Source organism: Zobellia sp. B3R18, assembly GCF_018860715.1.
Lineage (GTDB): Bacteria > Bacteroidota > Bacteroidia > Flavobacteriales > Flavobacteriaceae > Zobellia > Zobellia russellii.
In genome coordinates this window covers 1,365,432-1,389,977 of record NZ_JAHKQG010000011.1, presented here as the reverse complement: position 1 = coordinate 1,389,977, position 24,546 = coordinate 1,365,432, and the positions used below count along the sequence as shown (strand labels likewise).

The 24,546-nt window shown below is 39.5% G+C and carries 20 protein-coding genes; 12 read left to right on the top strand and 8 right to left on the bottom strand.

Going from position 1 to position 24,546, the window contains the following annotated elements:
* Positions 1-91 precede the first annotated feature (91 nt).
* The 3 genes from KO513_RS12360 to amaB all read left to right on the top strand — a co-directional run bounded on the left by KO513_RS12360 (position 92) and on the right by amaB (position 3,773).
* On the top strand, positions 92-1,690 hold the full coding sequence (locus KO513_RS12360; RefSeq protein WP_215437236.1) for a CHASE domain-containing protein: 1,599 nt from the start codon (positions 92-94) through the stop codon (positions 1,688-1,690).
* 41 nt (positions 1,691-1,731) lie between these two features.
* Entirely contained in the window at positions 1,732-2,088 is a 357-nt protein-coding gene (locus KO513_RS12355) for a DUF1304 domain-containing protein (RefSeq protein ID WP_215437233.1), read from the top strand.
* A 131-nt stretch (positions 2,089-2,219) separates the two neighbouring features.
* Positions 2,220-3,773: an L-piperidine-6-carboxylate dehydrogenase gene (amaB, locus tag KO513_RS12350; RefSeq protein WP_215913619.1), complete on the top strand. Its 1,554-nt coding sequence runs from the start codon at positions 2,220-2,222 to the stop codon at positions 3,771-3,773.
* A 141-nt stretch (positions 3,774-3,914) separates the two neighbouring features.
* Here amaB and KO513_RS19740 read toward each other — a convergent pair whose 3' ends face one another.
* Complete coding sequence (locus KO513_RS19740; protein ID WP_256439084.1) at positions 3,915-4,046, bottom strand: hypothetical protein; 132 nt, start codon at positions 4,044-4,046, stop codon at positions 3,915-3,917.
* A gap of 424 nt (positions 4,047-4,470) precedes the next feature.
* Between KO513_RS19740 and KO513_RS12345 the strand changes: the two genes are divergently transcribed.
* Positions 4,471-5,388: an OmpA family protein gene (locus KO513_RS12345; protein WP_215913618.1), complete on the top strand. Its 918-nt coding sequence runs from the start codon at positions 4,471-4,473 to the stop codon at positions 5,386-5,388.
* A gap of 23 nt (positions 5,389-5,411) precedes the next feature.
* On the top strand, positions 5,412-5,993 hold the full coding sequence (locus KO513_RS12340; RefSeq protein WP_215913617.1) for a hypothetical protein: 582 nt from the start codon (positions 5,412-5,414) through the stop codon (positions 5,991-5,993).
* Positions 5,994-6,320: 327 nt separating this feature from the next.
* Here KO513_RS12340 and KO513_RS12335 read toward each other — a convergent pair whose 3' ends face one another.
* The 4 genes from KO513_RS12335 to KO513_RS12320 all read right to left on the bottom strand — a co-directional run bounded on the left by KO513_RS12335 (position 6,321) and on the right by KO513_RS12320 (position 10,382).
* Entirely contained in the window at positions 6,321-7,319 is a 999-nt protein-coding gene (locus tag KO513_RS12335) for an acyl-ACP desaturase (protein ID WP_215437225.1), read from the bottom strand.
* Positions 7,320-7,381: 62 nt separating this feature from the next.
* Positions 7,382-8,107 (bottom strand): metallophosphoesterase, encoded by a 726-nt coding sequence (locus tag KO513_RS12330; RefSeq protein ID WP_215913616.1) that lies wholly within the window; start codon positions 8,105-8,107, stop codon positions 7,382-7,384.
* Positions 8,104-9,189, bottom strand: a complete 1,086-nt coding sequence (locus tag KO513_RS12325; protein ID WP_215913615.1) for a DNA helicase PriA — start codon at positions 9,187-9,189, stop codon at positions 8,104-8,106. The genes KO513_RS12330 and KO513_RS12325 overlap by 4 nt, the downstream gene beginning before the upstream one ends.
* A 53-nt stretch (positions 9,190-9,242) precedes the next feature.
* Positions 9,243-10,382 (bottom strand): SPFH domain-containing protein, encoded by a 1,140-nt coding sequence (locus KO513_RS12320; protein ID WP_215913614.1) that lies wholly within the window; start codon positions 10,380-10,382, stop codon positions 9,243-9,245.
* Positions 10,383-10,669: 287 nt separating this feature from the next.
* Here KO513_RS12320 and KO513_RS12315 point away from each other — a divergent pair, with 287 nt between their 5' ends.
* The 3 genes from KO513_RS12315 to KO513_RS12305 all read left to right on the top strand — a co-directional run bounded on the left by KO513_RS12315 (position 10,670) and on the right by KO513_RS12305 (position 16,935).
* Positions 10,670-13,885 carry a SusC/RagA family TonB-linked outer membrane protein gene (locus tag KO513_RS12315; protein WP_215913613.1) on the top strand — a complete coding sequence of 1,072 codons (3,216 nt, stop codon included), beginning with the start codon at positions 10,670-10,672 and terminating at the stop codon, positions 13,883-13,885.
* Between the two features lie 19 nt (positions 13,886-13,904).
* On the top strand, positions 13,905-15,716 hold the full coding sequence (locus tag KO513_RS12310; RefSeq protein ID WP_215913612.1) for a RagB/SusD family nutrient uptake outer membrane protein: 1,812 nt from the start codon (positions 13,905-13,907) through the stop codon (positions 15,714-15,716).
* Between the two features lie 271 nt (positions 15,717-15,987).
* Entirely contained in the window at positions 15,988-16,935 is a 948-nt protein-coding gene (locus KO513_RS12305) for a carbohydrate kinase family protein (protein WP_215913611.1), read from the top strand.
* A 9-nt stretch (positions 16,936-16,944) separates the two neighbouring features.
* Here KO513_RS12305 and KO513_RS12300 read toward each other — a convergent pair whose 3' ends face one another.
* From KO513_RS12300 to KO513_RS12290, 3 genes are read right to left on the bottom strand one after another with little or no spacing between them, the layout of a single operon-like run.
* Positions 16,945-18,081, bottom strand: coding sequence for an ATP-binding protein (locus KO513_RS12300; protein WP_215913610.1), 1,137 nt, complete (start codon positions 18,079-18,081; stop codon positions 16,945-16,947).
* A complete protein-coding gene (locus tag KO513_RS12295) occupies positions 18,078-18,833 on the bottom strand; it encodes an SDR family NAD(P)-dependent oxidoreductase (protein ID WP_215913609.1) in 756 nt (251 codons plus the stop codon). Before KO513_RS12295 ends, KO513_RS12300 begins: the two co-directional genes overlap by 4 nt.
* Positions 18,834-18,844: 11 nt before the next feature.
* On the bottom strand, positions 18,845-19,720 hold the full coding sequence (locus KO513_RS12290) for an aldo/keto reductase (RefSeq protein WP_215913608.1): 876 nt from the start codon (positions 19,718-19,720) through the stop codon (positions 18,845-18,847).
* A 157-nt stretch (positions 19,721-19,877) separates the two neighbouring features.
* On the opposite strand from KO513_RS12290, the gene KO513_RS12285 reads away from it, so the two are divergent.
* From KO513_RS12285 to KO513_RS12270, 4 genes are all read left to right on the top strand, one after another.
* The gene (locus KO513_RS12285; RefSeq protein WP_215437203.1) at positions 19,878-20,879 is read left to right on the top strand and encodes an AAA family ATPase; all 1,002 of its coding nucleotides are present in this window, start codon (positions 19,878-19,880) and stop codon (positions 20,877-20,879) included.
* Between the two features lie 89 nt (positions 20,880-20,968).
* Positions 20,969-21,835, top strand: a complete 867-nt coding sequence (locus tag KO513_RS12280) for a DUF58 domain-containing protein (RefSeq protein ID WP_215913607.1) — start codon at positions 20,969-20,971, stop codon at positions 21,833-21,835.
* Complete coding sequence (locus KO513_RS12275; RefSeq protein WP_252735781.1) at positions 21,835-23,499, top strand: BatD family protein; 1,665 nt, start codon at positions 21,835-21,837, stop codon at positions 23,497-23,499. The genes KO513_RS12280 and KO513_RS12275 overlap by 1 nt, the downstream gene beginning before the upstream one ends.
* Positions 23,500-24,498 (top strand): vWA domain-containing protein, encoded by a 999-nt coding sequence (locus KO513_RS12270; protein ID WP_215913606.1) that lies wholly within the window; start codon positions 23,500-23,502, stop codon positions 24,496-24,498. It abuts the gene before it with no gap.
* Positions 24,499-24,546: the final 48 nt, after the last annotated feature.

Here is a 24,546-nt window from a genome sequence, read left to right as displayed (position 1 = left end):
ATAATTCCTATATAAAACGAAAAATTACCGTTCTTTGGAAGTATCACCGGCATAGCCAGTTTTTTTTTAGGAGTCCCCACACCAACCTCTTATGACCAAATCACAGATTCTAAAATACTTGGCAATACTGCTAACAGGAATTAGTTTATCCCTGTTCATTTTCTTTTCCATTAACAACAGGTACCTGCTAAGAAATAAGGCAGCTATAGATAACGCAGTCACTAAATCAGTAATAAAATTAGAGGACGAACTTAATAAGGTCAACTTAGTAGTTGAGTCAATGGCCTTTTTCTATGAGAACAAAAGTTTTATACCCCAGCATCTTTTTGAACGTTTTACAAATCCGTTTTTAAAAGAACTTAATGGGATAAAAGCACTTGCTTGGTCCCCTAAAATTACAGACTCCGAGAAGAGCAAATTTGAGAAATTCACTAAAATAAATGAGGTTGACCTGGAAAGCAACTTAGTTCCTTCCAAGACACGAGACGTCTATTACCCCGTTAGAGTACTCAATCCCTTAGCCCCATTTAAAAAAGTACTGGGTTACAATCTTTATGCGGACAGTACTAAACGAGATGCCGTTTTAAGATCCATCAAAAGCAATAAACCTGCAATCTCAGGCCCTATAACCCTAATTGCAGATAGTGATTACGACAAGGGTATCCTAGCATTAAAAGCGGTTAATGACCGTAAAACAGGAGAAAACAAAGGCGTTGTCCTTGGAGCCTACCGTATGGACAAGCTTATTTCGGAAACCCTAAAATCCGAAGTTAAGGTATTAAACATGTGCATTCATGAGTATACGGGCAATGCACTTTTGTTCAATAATGTAGACGAAAGTGACTTTAACTACAAAACTGCCATTGAAAAAACCATAAGGGCCGTAGATAGCAAATGGCGAGTACATTTTGTACCAAAAGACGAGTATCTGTCCTTTCCTCATATTTTTGAATCCTATGTGGTATTGCTTTTAGGGTTGGCCACAACATTTTTGTTAACCCACCTAGCCCGCAGAAGAGACAATCATAATGACCGTTTAGAGGCCCGTGTTCTTTTACGAACGGCAGAACTAGAGGAATCTAACAAACAGAAGGAAAATTTGCTCAGGGAAATCCATCACCGGGTAAAGAACAACCTTCAAATTACGTCTAGTCTCATCAATATGCAAAAGCGAAAATTGGTCAGTAAAGAAGCTATTACTGCATTGCAGGACAGTCAGGCCAGAATATCCGCCATTGCCCTTACCCATCAAAAAATCTATCAGGACAAAGACTCAAAAGCAGTAAACCTACATGAATATCTAAAGGATTTAATGGAGTATCAAAACAAGATATCGCCAACTTTTACCTATAAAATAAACTGCCCGGAAATATCCATAGATCTTGATAGGGCGGTACCACTTGCCCTAATTATATCGGAATTGGTAACCAACGCAGTAAAGCACGCCTATCCGGATACGACTAAATACAATGAGCTTATCATAGATGTAGATATATTGGATAACGGCATGGCCGCATTCTCAATTAAGGACAATGGCAAAGGGCTTCCCGAGGATTTTTCCGTTGAAAATGCAGAAGGAATAGGTTTTGATATCATAAAGGCCCTATGCCGCCAAATTTCTGCGGAATTTAGTTATGATTCCAGTGACAGCGGAACCCATTTTACCGTAACTTTCGGTAATCAAGTGTAGTTCCTCCAATTGAGGAGGCTACAAACATTAATAGTACTCCTATGGCACAAAAAATAATAATTGGTTTTATTGCTCTTCTCCATTTGTACTTTCTTTATTTTGAAATGTTCGCTTGGACCACAAAAGGTAGAAAAGTATTCAGGAAATTCCCTGCTGAACTGTTTGAGCCAACAAAACCAATGGCTGCTAACCAAGGATTGTACAATGGCTTCTTAGCGGCAGGCCTTATTTGGTCACTCCTCATTACGGACACTACATGGCAAACAAACATTGCACTGTTCTTTCTTGGCTGTGTTTCTATTGCAGGACTTTATGGCGCCTTCTCGGTGGAAAAGAAAATTTTCTATATCCAGGCCTTGCCCGCATTAACTGCAATAGCTCTTATTTTATTTGGCTAAGCTTGTTTAAAGTCAAGGTTACAAAGAAGCTAAAAAACTACCCTTAAAGCATTTTGATAAAATTTATTTTTCTGACTTAGAAAAAGTATCTTTATCAAAAATATAACAATACATACTTAAAAAGTTATAAAATGTCAAAAATAGCATCGCAATTCGGTATAGATAAAGCCCTTAAAGAATTAGGTATTCAAGATATAAATAATGGAACCTCTACAGGATTTTCAAGTTTTGGTTCGGGCGAAATTATTTCATCATACTCACCCGTTGATGGGGCATTAATTGCGAAAGTAAATACGACTACAAAAGAAGATTATGAAAAGGTAATGGAAGCTGCCACGGCATCTTTCAAAACTTGGCGAACCAAGCCCGCACCGTTACGTGGTGAAATTGTTCGCCAATTTGGAGAAAAGTTACGTGAGAAAAAGGAAGCTCTAGGAAAGCTTGTATCCTATGAAATGGGCAAAAGCTATCAAGAAGGATTAGGCGAGGTCCAAGAAATGATAGACATCTGTGATTTTGCCGTTGGTCTCTCCAGACAATTGCACGGTCTTACGATGCACTCGGAAAGACCAGGGCACCGCATGTACGAACAATATCACTCTTTAGGAGTAGTTGGTATCATATCCGCATTTAACTTTCCAGTTGCCGTTTGGGCATGGAATACGGCCTTAGCTTGGATTTGTGGTGATGTATGTGTTTGGAAACCATCAGAAAAAACACCGTTATGTGGTGTTGCCTGCCAAAACATTGCTGCTGAAGTTTTTAAAGCCAATAATTTACCCGAAGGCATTTCTTGCCTAATCAATGGCGATTATAAAGTTGGAGAAATGATGACCAATGATACCCGAATTCCTTTGGTATCTGCAACTGGCTCTACACGAATGGGAAAAAATGTAGCACAGACGGTAGCTGCCAGATTGGGCAAATCCTTGTTGGAACTTGGGGGTAACAACGCCATTATCGTAACACCGGATGCAGATATAAAAATGACGGTTATAGGTGCTGTTTTTGGTGCTGTTGGAACAGCCGGGCAACGTTGTACTTCCACACGAAGATTAATCATTCATAATAGCATTTATGATAAAGTTAAAACCGCTATCGTTGATGCGTACAAGCAACTAAGAATTGGCAATCCTTTGGACGAGAACAACCATGTAGGCCCATTAATAGATACGGATGCCGTGGCTTTGTACAACGCAGCGCTTCAAAAAGTGGTAGAAGAAGGTGGAAATATTATTGTTGAGGGTGGTGTACTGAAAGGAGACGGTTATGAAAGCGGTTGTTATGTAAAGCCGGCCATAGCGGAAGCAAAACCTGATTTTAAAATTGTACAGCACGAAACTTTTGCACCTGTTCTTTACCTTATAAAATATTCTGGATCTATAGAAAATGCTATAGAAACCCAAAATGGTGTGGCACAAGGGTTGTCATCTGCTATAATGACCAATAACCTTAGAGAAGCGGAGCATTTTCTATCCGTAGCGGGTAGTGATTGTGGTATTGCCAATGTAAACATAGGAACTTCAGGAGCAGAAATTGGCGGAGCTTTTGGTGGGGAGAAAGAAACAGGCGGTGGTCGCGAATCCGGTTCCGATGCTTGGAAAGTTTATATGAGAAGGCAGACCAATACTATTAATTACACCACTGAGCTTCCCTTGGCCCAGGGAATAAAATTTGATCTATAAGATTTAAGTGTTTTTTATATGTGAAAACCCGCCGTTAATCATTTGCCCTTCCCCCGAATAGACAAACGAAAAATTAGCGGGTTTTTAAAACACTAACTCAAATAACTATTTTAATAAATTATTAAAATTTTCTCTGGACCTCTATATCTTATTTCGGTCATTTCTTAACGTGTCAATCTCTTGTACCTTCCAACTTCCATGCAGGAGTGCTTGTAACCCCAAGACCACGAACATGCAAATAAAGGTTGCTGCCTTTACTATTTCATCTTTCATAACTAGTGTCATTTAGTGTCCCTGTTTCTTCGCCCTATAAATGTATCTATCTTAGGTCAACTCAAAAAATGATTATGTGTGAGCCTATGGAATACCCCTATAACTTGTTCGTTTTCTTGTATAATCGGTACGGCTTAAAAAAAATATCCTGAATCCAATATCAGAAAACATCCATAGTATTGGATGGCAGCTTCACTTTCTCCACCAACCTAATCAATTTACAAACCGCTTATTTACAGTGATTTATATCCTTTCTAGTATTTTGAGATAAAACGACAAAAAGAGCATCAAATATGATAGAGTTTGTTACCAATATAATGCATATTGAAATTTTTGTAGTACTTTACCTATTAATTTAATAGATTTAGAAATAGTTCTATTTTTTTTAATACATTGTACCCTAAACACTTATAACCCATTAACTATGAAAAACACCACTCTTTACCTACTTGGTATTATCATTACCATTATAGTAGGTACCTATTTCTATTTTTCGTGTTGCAGCTATTGCGGAGCAATCGCCTCACAAAATGAAGAACCTGAAAAACAAGTGACTCCAGCTCCAGTTGCCCCAAAAGCAACTTCCTACCCCTTTGCTTTGAGCGATGGCGATTTTGCCTATTCTACGGAAGACAATTTCAATTTTAACACATCTTCGCCTAACTATTTGGAACCTGTTTCAGAAAATGTGAGAAACGGAATCTTACCTGGGCTTAAAAACTTTATGACCGATAATGACACTAAAATTTTGAACATTACCGGCTACTATACTAGTGACGAAAAAAATAACTCAGCTTTTCCAAATCTAGGTCTCGCCCGAGCAAATTCTGTAAAGAACTACTTTGTTTCTCAGGAAATTCCATCTTCACAAATTAACACCAACGGCAAATTAATGGATGGAATGGTTGCGGACAATGATATCTACCGCGGACCAATAGGTTACGATATTGAAGAGGTCTCAGCAGATGCGGAAGACGAAATAAAAGCCCTGTATGATAAAATCACGGCCAACCCACTAATCCTGTATTTCGATACTGCCGAAGCATCTATCAATCCATCGGAAGAGCAACGGCAAAAAATAGCGGACATTACACACTATCTTGATAAGGTTGAAAATGCCAAGTGTCAGATTATTGGTTACACGGATAGTCAAGGTAGTCGTAAAACAAATTTGAGACTTGGTCAAGATAGAGCGGATTTTGCCAAAGCTTATCTTATGAAGAACGGGATTTTGGATAACAGAATACAGACCGATTCAAAAGGCCCAAAAGACCCAATTGCCAGCAACGACACTGAAGAGGGTAGGGCAAAAAACAGACGAACCGTAATTACTATTAAATAATCAACAACTAAAATTGAACTAAAATGGAATCAGGAAATATAAATATTTGGTGCTGGCTAATCCCTCTTCTTGTAGGTGTAATTTGTGGTATTCTAGGATATCTGATCGGCAAAGGAAATACCAAAGTAATAGACAATTCTGAAGAGCTAAAACGCTGCCATGACAAGAATGTGAAATTAAAGGCCGATCTTGAAGCGTGCAACCAAAAACTGTTGACCATGCCGGATAAACCTGATGTTTCCTCTTCCTTAGGAGCAACAGCAGCAGTAGCCCCTGTTGCCATGGCGCCACAACCCGTACTTATACCTTTTGACGCTGCTGCTGCAAAAGCCGCCATTGGCAAAACCATTAAGGAAAACGATTTAAAGGTAGTTGAAGGAATAGGCCCCAAAATTGAAGGGCTATTTCAGGCCGAAGGCATTAAAACATGGAAAGCCTTATCCGAAACTTCAGTGGCCAGGTGCCAAGAGGTTCTTAAAGGTGGCGGAGACCGTTATAAAATTCATGACCCCGCATCATGGCCTATGCAAGCCAAAATGTGCTATGAAGGCAAATGGGCGGAATTGGCCAGATGGCAAGACGAGCATGACCACGGAAAATTATAATCTCAATTTTTACTAGTATTTCAACCCTCCCTCAACGGAGGGTTTTTTATTGGAAATAGGCCGTTCATCGGTAAAACTGTACTCCTTGTATTTTTCACAACACTATACCTAACGTTTACAACAATAATTTATACAGTGGAGAAAACTGTCTTAGTTTTACAGTGTAATTAAGTGATAGTATTGACCCCAAATCTACTCTAGAGCTTAACCGAAACAAGTAACAATCCCAAATTGGAACTTGACCTACAAAACAAAATATACCTACTTAAGCAAAAAAAATCCGGTTCAATAATGAACCGGATTTTTTTATCCCCAAAGAAGGCTTTGCTAAATCATACCATTAGCATCTACCCACTTAAACTTATACTGGTCTTCAGGAAATTTCATTCTTTCGGCTATACGCTCCAATCTTGCTGGTAATTTAATTAAATAGTCTCGGGCCTTTTCCGCTTCGTCAGAAAGACTTCTAACATTATCAAGCTCCCAATACGCATTCAACTTTCTAAGGATATCTACATAGTCTTGCGCCGTATACACCCCTAAACGTTGTGCGCAATTAGAAAAGTTCTCGAACGCCGTACCCACCGTACCACCGGACTCCCGTAAAAAGTGGGCCGGCATAACAATTTTCTTCTTCATCATATCTGCAAAAGCCAGCATCATACCTGATGGGTCTTCACCAAAAATGGTTTTCACGAATTCTCTATATGCTAAATGGTGGCGCATTTCATCTCCCGCAATAATGGTACACATCTTGCCCAAAAGAGCATTGCCCTTTTTCTTGGCCATTTGACCTACCCTTTTGTGAGAAATATTGGTAGCCAATTCTTGAAAAGATGTATAAACAAAGTTCTTATATGGGTCTCTATCCGTACCAATATCAAAACCATCGGAAATTAAGTGTTGTGTGGTAATCTCTATTTCGCGCATATTAACCCTTCCTGACAAGTACAAATACTTATTAAGAACATCTCCATGACGATTTTCTTCGGCCGTCCAGGCCCTAACCCACTTAGACCAACCATTTTTCTTATTTGGCCCATGTTGATCTATACCTTCAACATCCATAAGCCAAGACTCGTAAGTTGGTAGGGCTTCTTCCGTAATGGTATCTGCTACCATGGTTACCCAAAAATCATAACCTAACTCTTTGGATTCACCCCTAAGTTCTTTAACTGCCTCTAAAAAACCGTCATTTTCTGAATCGGGCAAAAAATCACTCGGTTGCCAAATGTCCTCTGGCTTTATGAGAAAAGACTCCATAAATCCATCCACCTGCGGCTCAATGGCCTGCATTACCTCTAATCTTATGTTCTTTTCGGACATATTCCTGTTTTTTGTAAAGATCGTTAATTATCTAGTGAAATTATAAAAATTACCCAGCTATTTTAATTTCTACCCGGTTCGTTGGGATATAAGGTGTGCAAAGGTTCACTTTGCCAAACTTCCTTGGTATCAACATCTAACATTGATAGTGCCCCTTTAAATGCCGCTCCGGTATCTACATTCCATATATTGGCCGCCTGTCTTGGTTCCGCAGGTCCAGTTTTGGAAATAGGTGTATGCCCAATAAAAACCTCCTTGTACTGCGCCAATCGTTTTGGGTAATGTGCATCGGTTTTTTCTAGATTTGGGTTCAATGATCTTGCCAACTCCCACAGCGTTCGGTCCCAGTAAAAAGTTTGTTTAAAATACTCATGCTCAACCCCTTTTAAGTTAGTGAATCCAGCATGTAAAAACAACCTGTTCTTAGCATCCAAATAGTAATTTTCAAGGCTCTGGTAGAAAAGAATATGGCTTTCTTTGGTTGCTTTATCCGCCTTTCCATAAGAAGCCAATGTAGCCCCTCCTCCGTGCTGCAACCAAAGGGGGTTGTCCTTACCATCTCTCAACCACTCCAGACAAAGCTCATCATGATTGCCCCGTATAAATGTGCAATTATGTGTATTACGTAAACCGATCAGAAAATTAACCGTATCTACGGCCTGGCTCCAACCATCTACATAATCGCCTAAAAAAATAAGTTTATCCTTTGGGGTTACCTTTCCCCTCTCGAGTAATTGTTTCAACCCTTTTAAGCCAGAGTGAATATCACCTATTACCAATGTTCTCATTGTGCAAAAATCGTAATTATCATAATTATGGCAAGGACAAAAAGTATCAAAAAGAATATTTTCCAAAAAGAGTAGGGTCTTGTACCACTTAATTCCCCGGTTTGCCCGTTGATATAAAAATTGTATTCTTTATTGTTATAGCGATAAGAGCTAATATAGACGGGGAGTAAAACGTGTTTAAACGTTTCATTGGCCAGCTTTATATCTGCATGAGAAATTCTTTGGGTATCGCCCCCAATATCTTTACGAATCCATGTATTGGCTATTTGTTTTGCTTTTTGAAAGGATGAGTGATGGCCTTCTTTTAAGGAAACGGTATATTTTTCCGTTACAAAGCCTGATAAATATTTTGAATTGAACGGCACCAATTCCTTTACATTCCAAAATGCAATCTTAGCGGGGATATCCCTTCTTTTCTTTTCCGATGCATTAATGAGTATATCATCAACAAAACCCTGTACTACACCCGATGCAGACGACCACCTTGTTTTTCTAACTTGACGGGTTTGCGTTCCATTTTTGGTCTTCACCCGCTGTGTTTCGTAATAATAATCACCTCTTTGCCCTTGGTATTTGGCATGTAGATCAGCATCAAAAGTCCAATATGGTAAATAAAGGCCGTGCAACCCTTCCGGATCAAGTGCAGCCCGTTTTAACTTATTGGGCGCAAACCAAATTTTACCCACCCAAGTCTTAAAGATAGATTTGGCCCTTTTTGCATCAATCTGAAAAGGAACAAGTGCGCCGGGTACGATCCACCCCTCTTTTTCAATGTCCTCAAGAATCAAAGGTTCACTACAATAGATACATTTAAGAGACTTGTAGTTTTCTTCAACACGTTGGTTGGCTCCGCAATTCTTACAATGTAAAACATCAATAGTTTCTGTATACGCATTCTCGCCTACCACTTTAAGATAGTGCTCTAGCTCTAGCTCTTCAAAACTGCTTTTGGCCCGTTCTATGAACTCCTCATACCCACAATATTCACATTTTAATTGATGTGAGCCTGGTTTAAACTTCAATTCGGCACCACAATTGGCACATGGCTTTTTATGTTCCGATTGTTTTATTTCTTCTTCCATTAATCAGTTCCTCTATTTTGGAAAGATGGCATCCAACAGGAGACAAAAATCATTTAACTATTAGTTGGTAGCGGTGGAGGCGTATTCCCCCCTAAAAAAGATTTTAATTCTTCCACCTCTTTTAGGGCTGTCCAGTTTTGCATGCCCTGCTTCCACACCAATGAATCCCTATTTATGGTCCTACTGGCAAAAAGCTCCTTTAATTTATCAAAAGGAACAGGTCCGTTCTGCTGGCCGTTGGCAGCATAATAATATTGAACCTGAACCGGCATTGGCGGTGGAACCGAAGCGGATGGTGCCGGTCCTCCAAAAGGTTGCTGGGTAGCTTGCGGGTTCATCATATTGCCCATTTGTTGCGCAAGCACAAAACCCATTCCCATTCCCATGCCTGCCCCAGCGGTACCGCCCTCATTCTTGGCCGCTGCCTCCATTGCTTTGGCCGCTTTAAATTGTGAAAGCTTTACCATATCCAACTTATCCAGTCTGCTGTACTCAAAAATCTCCTTTTTAAGCTCTTCCGGCATTGACACGTTTTCAATATAGAAACGCTCCAATTCTATACCTACTCTTCCAAATTCCGGTTGCATTACCTCTTGGCAGGTTTCCGAAAGTTCAGTAGTATTAGCGGCATAAAGCTCTATAGGTAAATTGGCTTCCCCTACCGTATCCGTAAAACGGGTAACGATTAAACTTTTAAGATGTTCATTTACTTCGTAATTGGTAAAATTACCATCGGTTCCTACTACATCTACTACAAATTTACCTGGGTCACCGATCCTAAAACTATACGTTCCAAAAGCCCGTATTTCAACCAGACCGAAGCGTTCGTCACTTAACATTACCGGGTTCTTGGTGCCCCATTTTTCATCGGTAAACAAATGGGTGTTCACAAAATAGACCTCAGCTTTAAACGGACTATCAAAACCATATTTCCATCCTTTCAACGTGGTTAGAATGGGTAAGTTTTGCGTATTAAGTGTATACGTCCCGGGCTTAAAAACATCGGCCAACTGACCTTCATTAATAAAAACAGCCGTCTGCCCCTCCCGTACTATAAGTTTAGCGTTGTTCTTAATTTCATTTTGATAACGTTCAAAACGATGAACAATGGTGTCATTGGTATTGTCTAGCCACTCTATAATATCTATAAACTCGTGACTAAGCTTCTTTTTTATTTCGTTGAACAAATCCATTTCTCTAGTTATTAAAAATTTGTAATAAGGTAGTGGATTTCTTTAAAAGGGACAAAGAAGGGGTGGGCAATTTAACAGAGAGTTTGTAGGACTGGATTAGTTAATTTAGAGTTGTGTCGTCATTCAACCAACCTACCTAAGCCTAAATTGTCACAATGACAATTGAATTATGCAAATTTTTGCAAAGTCTGAAATTTTTTGCATAATTTTTTCATAAATCTTAGGATTTTAACTACGTTTATGACCTTGATACTCAATTAACCTTTCACAACAAAAAACTTCTCAACATGAAAAACAAAGAGGAACTACTATTCTCTGCGGTTAATTCTTTGGTCAGGGGACCAAAGAAAATATTAGCCACGGCCATTTGCCTATTAACACTCTTAAACGCAAATGCAGAAATTACAGAAAATGAAAATCCCCTACAACAACCAACCATTTCAGGAACCGTTTATGACGACTTAGGAGAACCTCTGCCTGGTGCTAGTATTGTCTTAAAAGGAACCACGGTAGGCACAACGTCTGATTTTGACGGTAACTTTACTTTACAAGCAGAAGGTGATCAACATATTTTGAGCATCTCTTACATTGGTTATAAAACCAAGGAAATAGATTTTACGGATAAAACTTCTGTAGAAGTAACAATGGAGACCGATGCGGCCGCCCTTGATGAAATTGTAGTAGTAGGTTACAGCAGCCAAAAAAGAGCTACGGTTACTGGGGCCATTAGCACGCTGAAAGGTGCTGAAATTGCCGAAGTACCTGCTGCGAATATTTCACAATCGCTTGCGGGTAGAATGGCCGGGGTAAGCATGCGACCTAATGGAGGTACACCCGGTAACGACAACCCTGATATCCATATTAGAGGTATTGTAACTACAGGAAACAACAAACCTTTGGTTGTAGTAGACGGTATTAGAAGAGATAACATTGGTCAAATTGACCCCAGCGTTATTGAGACTATAACTGTTCTAAAAGATGCCGCAGCCGTGGCACCATTTGGTATTGGTGGCTCTAACGGGGTAATATTAATAACCACGAAAAAAGGAAAATCGGGAAAGCCCGTTGTTAGTATTAACACTTCGTATGCTTTTCAAAAACCTACCTACCTTCCTGAAATGCTGAACGCACAAGACTATATGGCGCTGCAGAACGAAGGTTATTTTAACTTAAACCCTGATGGAACTACTCCTCCAAATGATCCGGATTTAATTGCTAATTACCCTTCCTTACATAAACAAGATCCTTACCGGTATCCCGATGCAAATTTTCCAGAAATATTCAAGAAAAATTCAGGTATTCAAATTACCAATGCTGAAATAAGCGGAGGAACAGAAAATATTCAATATCATGCCGGCTTAGGCTATTATGACCAAAGCGGTATTTTTGAACCATTAGGATACAAGAGATACTCGTACAATCTTAATATAGATGCAAATTTAAGCGCCAATACTAAAGTAGGTATGTCACTACTTGGCACAATTGAAAACACGGATGGAATTGATGCCGATGAAACACCAACCCACCTCATGCGGAGTTTCTACAAATTTGTCCCTACCCAAACCTTACTTTACCCGGAAGGAGACAAGTGGGGAGAATCTTCTGCGAACACTCCAGTTGGAGTGTTAAGATCAGATGGTTACAATAGAGAAGAAGATAATACTCTGCTTAGTTCCGTATACCTAGAACAACAATTACCCTTTATAGAAGGCCTTAGCGTTAAAGGTGTTTTTAGTTTTGATAATGAACAAGGAAACGACAAACTTTGGCACGTTCCTTATAAATACCATAATATAGACCTAACACAACAACCTTACACATATACAGAAGCCATTTCTTTACAAGAAGGCAACGGTGCTCCATACACTTGGCTTCAGTTAAAAAATGAAAGACTAAAGAAGTTCACCTACCAAGGATATATAAATTATAATAGAACAATAGGTGATCATGCCATATCAGGATTGTTCGTAGCAGAAGCCAGAGAAACCAAAGGCGACTACTTTAACACAAGAAGGAACAATTTTGCCATTGAGATAGACGAGTTAAGTCTGGGTAGTTCAGACAAGTTGGATTACGATAATGAAGGATCTTCTAATACCGCTTCTGAGCTTGGTTATGTATACCGCTTAGGATATACGTATAAAAACAAGTATATTTTTGAGGCCTCAGGTAGGTATGACGGACACTATTCTTTTGCTCCCGGAAACAGATGGGGCTATTTTCCCGCCTTTTCCGGTGCATGGCGTATCTCAGAAGAGAAATTCATGCAAAACGTAAACAACGTAAACAACTTAAAGTTAAGAGGTTCTTGGGGTAAATCAGGAAACCTTCCTTATATTGATGACGAGCTTGCGGACTTTCAATACCTCGCCGGATATGATTTACGAGGGAATGCCTATGCCTATGGCAACGGTGTTTTAGTTCAGGGATCTAAAATTGAAAATGAACCAAACCCTAATATTACTTGGGAAATCTCCACAAAATTAGATATTGGTTTTGACCTTACCATGTACAATGGACTACTTAACGTAGAATTCGATTATTTTCATGAAGACCGAACAGGTATGCTTTTAACGCCTCAGGTGACTTTGCCTGTTGAATACGGCCTTGCCCTATCTCAAGAAAACAAAGGAGAAATGAACAATGACGGTTTTGAGTTTAGTATTGGAACGCAAAAACAATGGGATAATGGCCTACAACTTTCCATAAATGCGAACATGAGCTATTCTGAAAACAATATGATCGAGGTTTTCCAAAGTGATGCCGAACGTGACAATCCTAACAGAACTAAAGTTGGAAGACCATTTGGCACTCCCTATGGCTATAAATCTTTAGGTTTATTTTCTACTGCGGACGACATTAATAACGATGGTATTATAAACGCAACAGACGGATATAATGTTGAGCAATTTGGAGACTTACACCCAGGAGATGTAAGGTATGCAGATTTGAGTGGCCCAGACGGTGTTCCTGATGGAAAAATAGATTCTAATGACCAAACTGTTATTGGAAAACCTGTTTACCCTTCTACAACGTACGGACTAAACTCTTCCGTAAGCTATAAAGGTTTTGACCTGTCTTTGTTCTTTCAAGGAACTGCAGGTTCTGATATAAATATTCAGACATTCTTGACTTCCCCATTTGCAAATAACGGAAGTAATACTTCCTACGAATACTTTAACAATAGATGGACTCCAGATAACCAAGGCGCCAGATACCCAAGAGCTACGCCATCTCCTTATTCCAATAACACCCAAGATTCAGATTTTTGGATTGTAGATACAAGCTACCTTCGTTTAAAAACGGCCTCTCTAGGGTATTCACTGCCTCAAACCATAACTGAAAAGCTGAATGTTTCCTCAATTGGTTTTACACTTACGGCTCAAAATCTATTTACCATAAGCAAGTTAGATTTTATTGACCCTGAACTGGGATATGATGATCGCGAAAATTCCTACCCAATAATGAAATCATTGGCATTCGGAATGAATATTTCCTTCTAATCAAAAACTTATAGAAATCATGAAATACTTATATAATATAAATTATTTTAAGGCAGCCTGTCTACTGCTTATAACACTATCTTTTTCGTGCGATTCCGAAGAATTTTTGGAAAACGAAAACAAGTCCAAACTTACGGATCAAACCCAATGGCAGACCGAAGGTAACGCCGATATCTTTGTCAATGATGTGTATAGTGAAATACCTCGCATATGTACCCTGGCCGAACAACTGGACTATTATACGGACGATTATAACATCAGTCACTATTACACAGCATCTAACTGGAGGCAAGGCATTTGCCAAGCTCCGGGCTCAAGTAATGATAGCCCATGGGGAGGAACTTATGGGCCTACCAACGGATATACATGGGAGAAATTTTTTGAAAAGGTCAGAAAAAGCAATACAGGGTTAAAAGAACTGGAAGCCAACAAAGAAAATTTTACACCAGAATATTACAATCAACGTATAGATGAGTTACGGTTTCTAAGAGCATATTTCTACAGCGAATTTTTTATGCATATAGGCGGTCTCCCAATTCTAACCGAACCATTGGACAGAAATACAATGACGGAAGAAGAACTACTCATCCCTAGAGCCACTTTTGAAGAAACCTTCAACTTTATAGTCAATGAGTTGGGTAGTATAGTTGATAATGGCCATTTGGAAATAAAATATAACAACGGAGATCCAAATGCCGGTAGAGCAACTTTAGGTGCAGCATTGGCTCTAAAAGGGTGGATTGAGCTATTTGGCGCCAGCCCCTTATTCAATAGTGGCTCTAGCTATTTACCGGATACAGAAAATTTTGTTCACTTTGCAACCGCAGACCCCAATAGATGGGCGACCGCCGCTGCCACCAATAAAAAATTCATAGATGAATACGGTGGTATTTACGATTTGTTCGATGACCTTCCCAATTTATGGAGAGCATCTAATGAATACAATTCAGAAGTAATTTGGGACAGACAAATCGTTGCGAACATTAGCGGCATGGGGTCCAATTATGAAAGGCGTGGGGGCCCCACCTATGTATTAGGCCAATATATGACTTGGGGAAACTACAACCCTACCCAGGAGATTGTAGATCAATTTGCCATGGCAAACGGAAAACCGATAACCGACCCCACTTCTGGGTATGATCCTCAAAACCCATATGAAAATAGGGAAAAAAGATTCTATGATTTCATTGTTTATGATGGAGCTCCTTACAAATTGGATTGGATGCCAGAAGAAGATATCATTTATACCCGAATTGATGAAACTTACACCAACCCCGATAAAACCAACCAGATAGACCTTGCAGGTTCAACCGATGTGGGTGATTCTGGATACTACCAAAAAAAACGTTTGAATCCTGACGCGGCACCCGGTAACGACGCCAGCGGTCAGAACGATCTTTTTTATAGATACGCAGAAGTTCTACTGAATTATGCCGAGGCTCAAAACGAAGCCGTTGGTCCGGACCAAACTGTGTACGACGCTATTAATAAAATCAGGAACCGTTCTGACCTTCCTGATCTTCCCGCTGGGCTAAGCCAAGACGAAATGAGGGATGCCATACATACCGAACGCAGAGTTGAACTTTGTTTTGAAAACAAGCGCTATTATGATAACAAACGCCTAATGCAACAAGAAGAAACAATGGGTGTTGCCAGACATAACATGGTTATTAGAAACACAGTTCCTTCAGATAATTCAGGAGTTTGGACATACAGTGTTGAGCCAGAAGTAAAGTTTACACCTAAATTTGAACCTCGTCAATACATGAGCCCTATTCCACAGAATGTAATAGACCAAAACCCAAATATTTCCCAAAATCCCGGTTACTAATCTATTACACCAATAACAACTACAAAGCCACTTATTAAATTAAGTGGCTTTTTTGTTTAGCACAAACATTTATATAATGGTCTTCTAAATAATTTATAACATAGAAACAAAATATTTAATTTTGATTTTGTTACCTTTCTTAAACAAGAGGAAGCACCTCATGAAATTTACTAACTTTTTACTTAGAGAGTTAATTTAAGACTGGACCAGTATATTGTAAAGTGTAGTAATTGCATTTGTCAGCGCCAGTTTAATCAATCCATCGGAACCAATGAAAACCATATACTGCATAGGAGAGTTACTTATAGATTTTGTAGCCATAAAGCAAGGCAATGACCTTTCCAGAGCTAAAGAATTCACCAAAAAAGCTGGAGGTGCACCTGCAAACGTAGCCTGCGCCATTTCTAAACTAGGAGGTAAAGGTCAATTTATAGGTGCAGTGGGCAATGATCCTTTTGGAACATTCCTCTTGAATGTGCTCAAAGAAAACAGGGTTGACATTTCACTAGCACAACGCTCTAAAACCTTTACGACTATGGCTTTTGTTTCATTAGCAGAAGATGGTGAACGCGACTTTGTTTTTAGCCGGGGCGCGGACAAAAAGCTAAAGTATGACTCCTCTTTAAAAAAGCAGCTAAAAGGTAATATTGCTCACTTTGGTGCGGCAACGGGGTTCTTAGGCGGTGGTCTTGAGGAATCCTATGACCGCTATTTATTTGATGCCATAACGCAAAATGCATTTATCAGTTTTGACCCTAATTTTAGGGAAGACCTTTGGAAAGGGGAAGAAGAAGCCTTTATTAAAAAATGTATGAGGTTCATTGAAAAATCCCATCTGTGTAAATTCAGTGAGGAAGAGGCTCAATTAATTTCAGGGGAGTCGGACTTGGAACGTGCCTGCAACGCTATACATGAAATAGGATGCCCTACCATATGTGTTACCTTAGGCGGAAACGGCACTTTAGTAAGTTCAGTAGACAAAAAAACTACGGTAGAAAGCATAAGTGTATCGCCTGTTGACACTACCGGGGCCGGCGATGCTTTTATTGGTTGTCTCTTATACCAAATTGCCAATATAGGGGACCCTCACCTTATCCTATCGGATTATGATCAACTGGTAGAGATGGTATCAATTGCCAACAGGGCCGGTGCAATTACTACAACAGGTTATGGTGCTATTCCTTCTTTACCTGATTATGACACCGTATTCAAGAATTGAACATTTTTTTTAATTATACCTAACCTTTCTTAAGATTCTAAGGGCCTCTTTTATACCAAGATAGACCTTAGGGTAATTCTTTTTCAATAATCTACGGGCCACCTCCATTTGCTCTTTGGCCTCTTCAAAACCGTTTAAATAACAGATGAGATAGCTATCTGGCAGATGTTTTAAATCTATTTTTTCAGAAGGTTTTAGCTCTATATTTTTCTGAATTTTACCCAGAAGGGCGTTATTGGCGTTCCAGATGTGGAATAGGTTTTTCTTATTGTACTTTGGAGGTTCAAAAATTAGGTCGCTTTCAATCTTATAAGTCCCATTATCAAAAAAATGGATCACTACTTTTTCCAATTGAAAATACCTCTGTTTGGCACCCAGCCCAAGCTGAACATACTCTATCATAGTAAACGAGTCATCGTTATAGGCAATACTAATTTCATCTAATGCCGAATAAAAAAGTTTTACCTGCTCGTTGATCAATTCAATATCTACCCGAGAAAAATAGACGTTATTTTTGACCGTTTTCTTATTTCCCGCCCAGCAGACTACAAATTGCTCTTTAAAAACTTTATAGTCACTATTCAGGTTTTTATGGCGGTTATTAATAAAATCTATTACCCCATCTAGTGTCAATTCTATATTGTTCCTTGCATGCTGCTCTATCGTTGCAACCGTGCTAGAATTTATATCTTGGAGCACTACACCGTATGCTTTTGGCATACTAATACTCCCTTCACGAAAGAAAACCATTCCGCCGTAATATTTCCAAATATTCTTGCGCAAGGCACACACCTTTCCGTTAGAAAGTATGGTAACCAGACCTACAACTTTACCTTCTCGCAAATTTGGAAAAGGAATATTCTCATAGGAAATTAACGGTGGGTTATCCAGATAAGCATTTACCAGGTTCTGAATCTTACTATCATCAAAAAAATCTACCCCAACAATTTTATTATCCTCGTCCTCTACTCCAATAACTATAAACGAATTGTTTTTAGGGTTGCTGTTCGCCAAGGCACAAACATGTTTTAAGAATTTTGCCTTACCCTCTTTCTCCCCAATAGAGATAAAACGCTTCTTGTCATAAAAACTGTTCTCGTCATTATGAGCTAGCAGATTTTTTACAAGGAGGCGTTTATTGATCATAACGACCTGTTCAATATAGTAGCCGATGCTTGCGCAGTGGGCATTACAATTAAATCTGCAATATTTACGTGATAAGGTCTAGTAACTACAAAGTGAATAATTTCGGCAATATCCGCTGCTTTTAGTGGATCAAACCCATCGTAGACTGAATCTGCCTTAGCATCATCTCCTTTAAAGCGCACATTACTGAATTCCGTTTCTACGGCTCCCGGATTAACAGCCCCAACCTTGATCCCGTATGGATTAAGATCCATTCTCATTCCCTTGGTGAGCGCATCTACAGCATGTTTACTTGCACAATACACATTGCCTTTAGGATATACTTCCTTACCCGCAGTTGACCCGATATTTATAATGTGGCCAGACCTCTTATTTACCATTTGGGGAATGACAGCTTTGGAGACGTACAACAACCCCTTAACATTAATATCAAGCATAGCATCCCAGTCCTCAATATTTCCTTCATCAATAAGATCTAGACCATGCGCATTGCCCGCATTATTAATTAACACATCAATATTGGAAAATTTTTCCGGCAATGAAGCTATACGTTCAAGTACGGTATCTTTATCGCGTACATCAAAATTAAGTGTTGCCACTTCACAGTTTTTACTCAACTCAAATTCAAGAGCATCCAAACGTTCCTGTCTTCTTCCACAAAGCACCAACTTAAACCCCTGAACGGCAAGAAGAATTGCCGTTGCACGGCCAATACCACTAGTGGCTCCTGTTATTAATACGGTCTTTTTCATAACATCTATTTTTAAGGAACTTCATAACCATTGGCGGCTTCCAAAAGAATAAACCAATCGGTTTTATCCATTTCAATCTTTGTTGCTTCTAAAGCTGCTGATAGTCTAGATTTGGTAGCTGTACCCACAACTGGGAATACGTTAGAAGGGTGCCTCATTACCCAGGCCAAAAGCAATTGGTCTACTGTAGCTTCATACTTCTCCGACATAGGAATCATGGCCTTTTTTATCCGTTTAGAAACCTCATCATCTTTTCTAAAATAAGAACCCAAAGGACTGTAGGACATAGCCATTCTCTTATTGGCCAAAGCATCATCTAAGGTACCGTCATACATTACTTTGTTCTCTGTTAAGGAAAACTCTACTTGATTACCTTCTATAGGGATGACTGATTCTATGAGTGCAATTTGGGAAGGAAAGAAATTAGAAACCCCAAAACTTTTTACCTTACCTTGTTTCTTAAGTTTGGAAATTGCTTTGGCTATGGCCTCAGGATGCATTAACGGGCTAGGTCTGTGCACCAAAAGCATATCTAGATATTCGGTATTTAGCTTTTTAAGTGATTGTTCTGCGGACCAAATGATGTATTCCGTATCGTAATTGTAATGTTTTACATGGTTTTTTCGGGCCTCGGCATCCAATTGAATTCCACATTTAGAAATAAATTGAACCTTTTCTCGGTCAATACCAGCATCTTTGAATGCATTTCCAAAATCCTCTTCGGTAGTGTAACCCCCATATATATCGGCATGATCAAAGGTTGTTATCCCATTTTCAACGCAGTGTGTCATTACATCGATCATACTGGATTTAGAAAAACCTTTCCCCCAACTGCCCCAAGTCATAGTTCCTGCTATAACTTTGGAATAAAAATTGTTCTTTTGCATAGAGCGGTTAAATTAAAAAGAAATCCCTTAAAAACTTCATAAAAATAGGGCTTCTCTATTTTTTTTAACCAATCGTTAACAGCCTAGCAGCTAATTAATTTTCAATTTGCATGCCTGTTTAATAACAACCGGCCCGAACCAAAATTTGTAACGAAATATGGAAGAAAATACTACGGTAGATATTAATGCGGTAAACGAAAAAATTGCACAGGAGAGTGCATTTATCGACCTATTAATATTAGAAATGAACAAAGTGATCGTTGGCCAAAAACACATGGTCGAAAGATTGCTTATTGGTTTACTAGGCAAAGGCCACATCTTGTTGGAAGGTGTTCCGGGTCTAGCAAAAACCTTGGCTATTAATACGCTTTCCAAAGCCGTTAAAGGTAGTTTTAGCAGAATTCAGTTTACACCGGACCTTTTACCTGCTGATGTAACGGGTACGCTTATCTATAACATGAAAGAGAACGATTTTTCTATTAAGAAAGGTCCGATTTTCGCAAATTTTGTCCTCGCGGATGAAATTAACCGTGCTCCCGCCAAAGTGCAGTCCGCGCTTTTGGAGGCCATGCAAGAAAAACAAGTTACCATTGGGGATGAGACTTTTACTCTAGACAAACCGTTTTTGGTTATGGCAACGCAAAACCCGGTAGAACAAGAAGGAACTTACCCTTTACCGGAAGCGCAGGTTGACCGTTTTATGCTAAAGACCGTTATTGACTACCCCAAACTGAACGAGGAGCAGATGATTATGCGCCAAAATCTACTTGGGGCTTATGACAAAGTAAACCCCGTAGTAAGCATAGAACAAATTCTAAGTGCCCAAAATGCCGTTCGTGAGGTGTATATGGACGAAAAAATAGAGAAATATATCCTTGATATAGTTTTTGCCACCAGGTACCCTGAAAAATATAACCTTGAAGATTTAAAACCATTAATTAGTTTTGGTGCTTCACCAAGGGGTAGTATAAATTTGGGCACCGCGGCAAAATGTTACGCGTTCATTAAAAGAAGGGGCTATGTAGTTCCTGAAGACGTTAGAGCTGTTGTTCACGATGTATTGCGCCACAGAATAGGTATTACTTATGAGGCGGAGGCAGAGAATATTACTTCCGAGGAAATCATCAACAAGATTGTTAACGAGATCGAAGTACCTTAAAAGGTGGGCGGTTGGCAGATGTTGTCGGTAGTAATTGACGTCTTGTCGCTACCACTGAAAACTGCTTGCTGAAAACTGTTTGCTGAGAAATGGATACTAAAGAGTTACTAAAAAAAGTACGGAAGATCGAGATTAAGACGCGCCGTCTGTCCGATCATATATTTGGCGGGGAATACCACTCTACGTTTAAAGGGCGCGGTATGACCTTTAGTGAGGTACGCCAGTACCAATTTGGCGATGATGTCCGTAATATTGACTGGAACGTTACCGCTCGCTACAATGAACCTTACATTAAAGTTTTTGAGGAAGAACGTGAGCTCACTATGATGCTCATGGTAGATGTAAGTGGGTCCGAACTTTTTGGAACAAGCAACCAATTCAAGAAAGACGTCATTACAGAAATATCGGCTACCTTGGCGTTTTCTGCAATGCAGAACAATGACAAGGCCGGTCTTATTCTTTTTTCCGATCAGATAGAACTTTACATTCCCCCTAAAAAAGGAAAGAGTCATGTACTACGTATTATACGGGAACTATTAGAGTTCAAGCCCAAAAGCAATAAGACCAATGTTGCCGAAGCCCTTAAGTTTCTCAGTAGCGTAATGAAGAAAAAGGCCATAGTTTTTGTACTATCGGATTTTATAGCGGAGGATTATGAGAAGACCCTGAAAATATCGGGCAACAAGCATGATCTTACAGGTATACGGGTCTACGACGAGCGCGAAGAAAGCATCCCCAATTTAGGTATGGTACAGATGCAAGATGCGGAAACGGGAAAAATAAGCCTAGTGAACACACAGTCTAAAAGTGTACGAAGGGCTTATGGGGCTTACTACCAGCAACGGGTAGATTATTTTCAGGAAACGTTTACCAAATCTGGCTGTGGTGTCCTAAGCTGTAGGGTAGATGAAAGTTATGTGAAAAAATTATTGGGTTATTTTAAGCGAAGAGGTTAATGCTAAAAAAATACTTTATAAACTCTAAAAACAATTCTACATCGCTTTTAAAACGATGCTTTTTACTATGCGTTCTATGCATAGGTTTTTCTGCTTTTTCACAAACTAAACCCAAGGTTCACACCGCTGTTGATACCACCTCTATAAAAATTGGTGAGCAGATAAAATTTACGGTTACAGTTGAAGCGGATACCACTGCACAGGTCATCTTTCCGGAAGGGCAAACCTTTTCCCCTTTAGAAACGGTAGAGGCGTTTGCCACGGATACCACACGTAAGAACGACCGTATGACCCTGCAGAAGATTTACGCTCTTACTCAGTTTGATTCCGGCTCGTACAAAGTACCTGCACAGCGCATAGAAATTAACGGAGAAGGTTTCTTGACCGATTCTACCCAAGTCATAAACGTAGCCAACGTAGCCGTAGACACCTTAGCGCAAAAGATGTACGACATTAAACCGCTAATAGAGGTTGAAAAAAGCAACTCGCACCTATGGAAAATCTTTTTAAGCATACTTCTAGTTCTATTGCTTATAGGAGCTTTGGTCTATTGGTTTTTCTTTAGAAAAAAACCGTTAACGGAAGAAGAAAAAGTAGCACTTCTACCCCCTTACGACCGGGCCATACTAGAACTTAAAAACTTAGAAAAGTCCAAGTACCTCATTCAAGATGAGTATAAGGCCTATTACTCCGAACTAACCGATATTGTCCGCTCCTACCTAGAAGAAGATGTACATGTTTCTGCCTTGGAGAGTACCACGGACGAACTTATTACCAAACTGGAACTGTTAAGGGACGCTGGAGAGCTAAAAATAGACAACGATACACTTCAACAGTTCAAACGCATTCTTCAGACTGCTGATTTAGTAAAGTTCGCAAAATCAAAACCAGATACCTCAGTAGCAGAACAACACCGCCAATCCATTGAGCAAATAGTTCATAAAACACACGAGGCCCTTCCCGAACCTACGGTTGAAGAATTAATGGAGCAGGAAGAATACAAAGAAGAACTCGAAAAGAAAAAGCAAAAGAAAAAGATTGTCTACGCCAGTTTAGCTATTTTTGGGGCACTTTTAATTGCAGGGATAGCAGCTACTGCCTATTATGGATTCACATATGTTAAAGACACCGTTTTGGGCCATCCTACAAAAGAATTACTGGAAGGGGATTGGGTATCCAGTTCCTACGGTTATCCTCCCATTAGCCTAGAAACACCCCAAGTTCTTAAAAGACAGGAGACGAAGCTTACACCAGATATGAAGGCCAACATAAAAGACCTTCAAATGTTCATGTACAGAAATGATGAAGGGTTTTTTACAGTGGGTACCACATCTACAACACTAACACAGGAAGTGGAACCTGAATTCAACAAATCCATTGAAGCTTTTATTCAGAACTTAGAAAAACAAGGGGCAAAAAATATCATAACCAAGCAAGAAGAATTTACCACGGTTACAGGTGTAAAGGGCATAAAAGTTTTTGGTAGCGGTAAGTTTCCCGTTCCGGAATCCAAGGAATTGGTAGACGGAGAGTATAGCATTTTGCTTTTTGGAGGCAAGGGTTTTCAACAGCAAATTATTATAAACTGGCTAGAAGGCGACACCTATGCCCAAGAAATAGTAGATAGAATTTTAGGCTCGGTAGAAGTAAAAACAGAATTATAGATGTTGGATAATATATCATTCGCAAATCCGGAATTTTTTTGGTTGCTATTACTGCTTCCACTGGCCGTGCTATGGTATTTTTACAAGCGTAAGGAACAGGTAGCCTCATTAAAAATTCCCACGATAAAGGGCTTTGCGAATACCGGTTTCCTCCCAAAATTAAAGCCTTTGTTGTTTTTACTTCGGTTATTGGCCTTAACGGCTATAATCGTAGCGATGGCGAGACCACAAACCGAGGATATATCAACGCGAACAAAAACTACCAAGGGTATAGATATTGTTATGGCCATAGATGTCTCTTCCAGTATGTTGGCAAGGGATCTTAAGCCCAATCGCTTGGCCGCCCTAAAAGATGTTGCGGCAGAATTTATTAAGGAACGACCCAATGACCGTATTGGTTTGGTTGCCTACGCAGGTGAAGGTTACACGAAAACACCCATAACAAGCGACAAATCTATTGTTCTAAGGGCACTGCGTGAAATTACGTACGGCCAACTAAACGATGGTACCGCTATAGGTATGGGTCTGGCCACCTCGGTAAATCGCCTAAAAGAAAGCAAAGCATCCAGTAAGATCATTATTTTATTGACGGATGGGGTAAACAATTCCGGTTTTATAGAACCGCAGACCGCTGCAGACCTTGCTATTGAGTTTGGCATTAAAACCTACACCATTGGTTTGGGCACAAACGGCAATGCCCTTTCTCCCGTAGCCTATAACAGTGACGGTTCCTTTAGATATGGCATGCGGCAGGTTGAAATTGACGAAGACCTCTTAAAAGATATTGCAAAAGTAACCGGAGGAAAGTATTTTAGAGCCACCGATAACGAAAAACTGGAGGCTATTTACGACGAAATAAACAAACTTGAAAAAACAGAAATAGAGGAGTTTAAATATTACAAATACGAAGAAAAATTTAGACCGTGGGTGCTTTTGGCAGGCGCGTTACTTCTATTGGAATGGCTCCTAAGAAATACGCTTTTCAGAAGTTTTATTTAAGAAATTTTTAGCGCAGTATTTCATAAACTTGTATTAGCTTCAAACCAG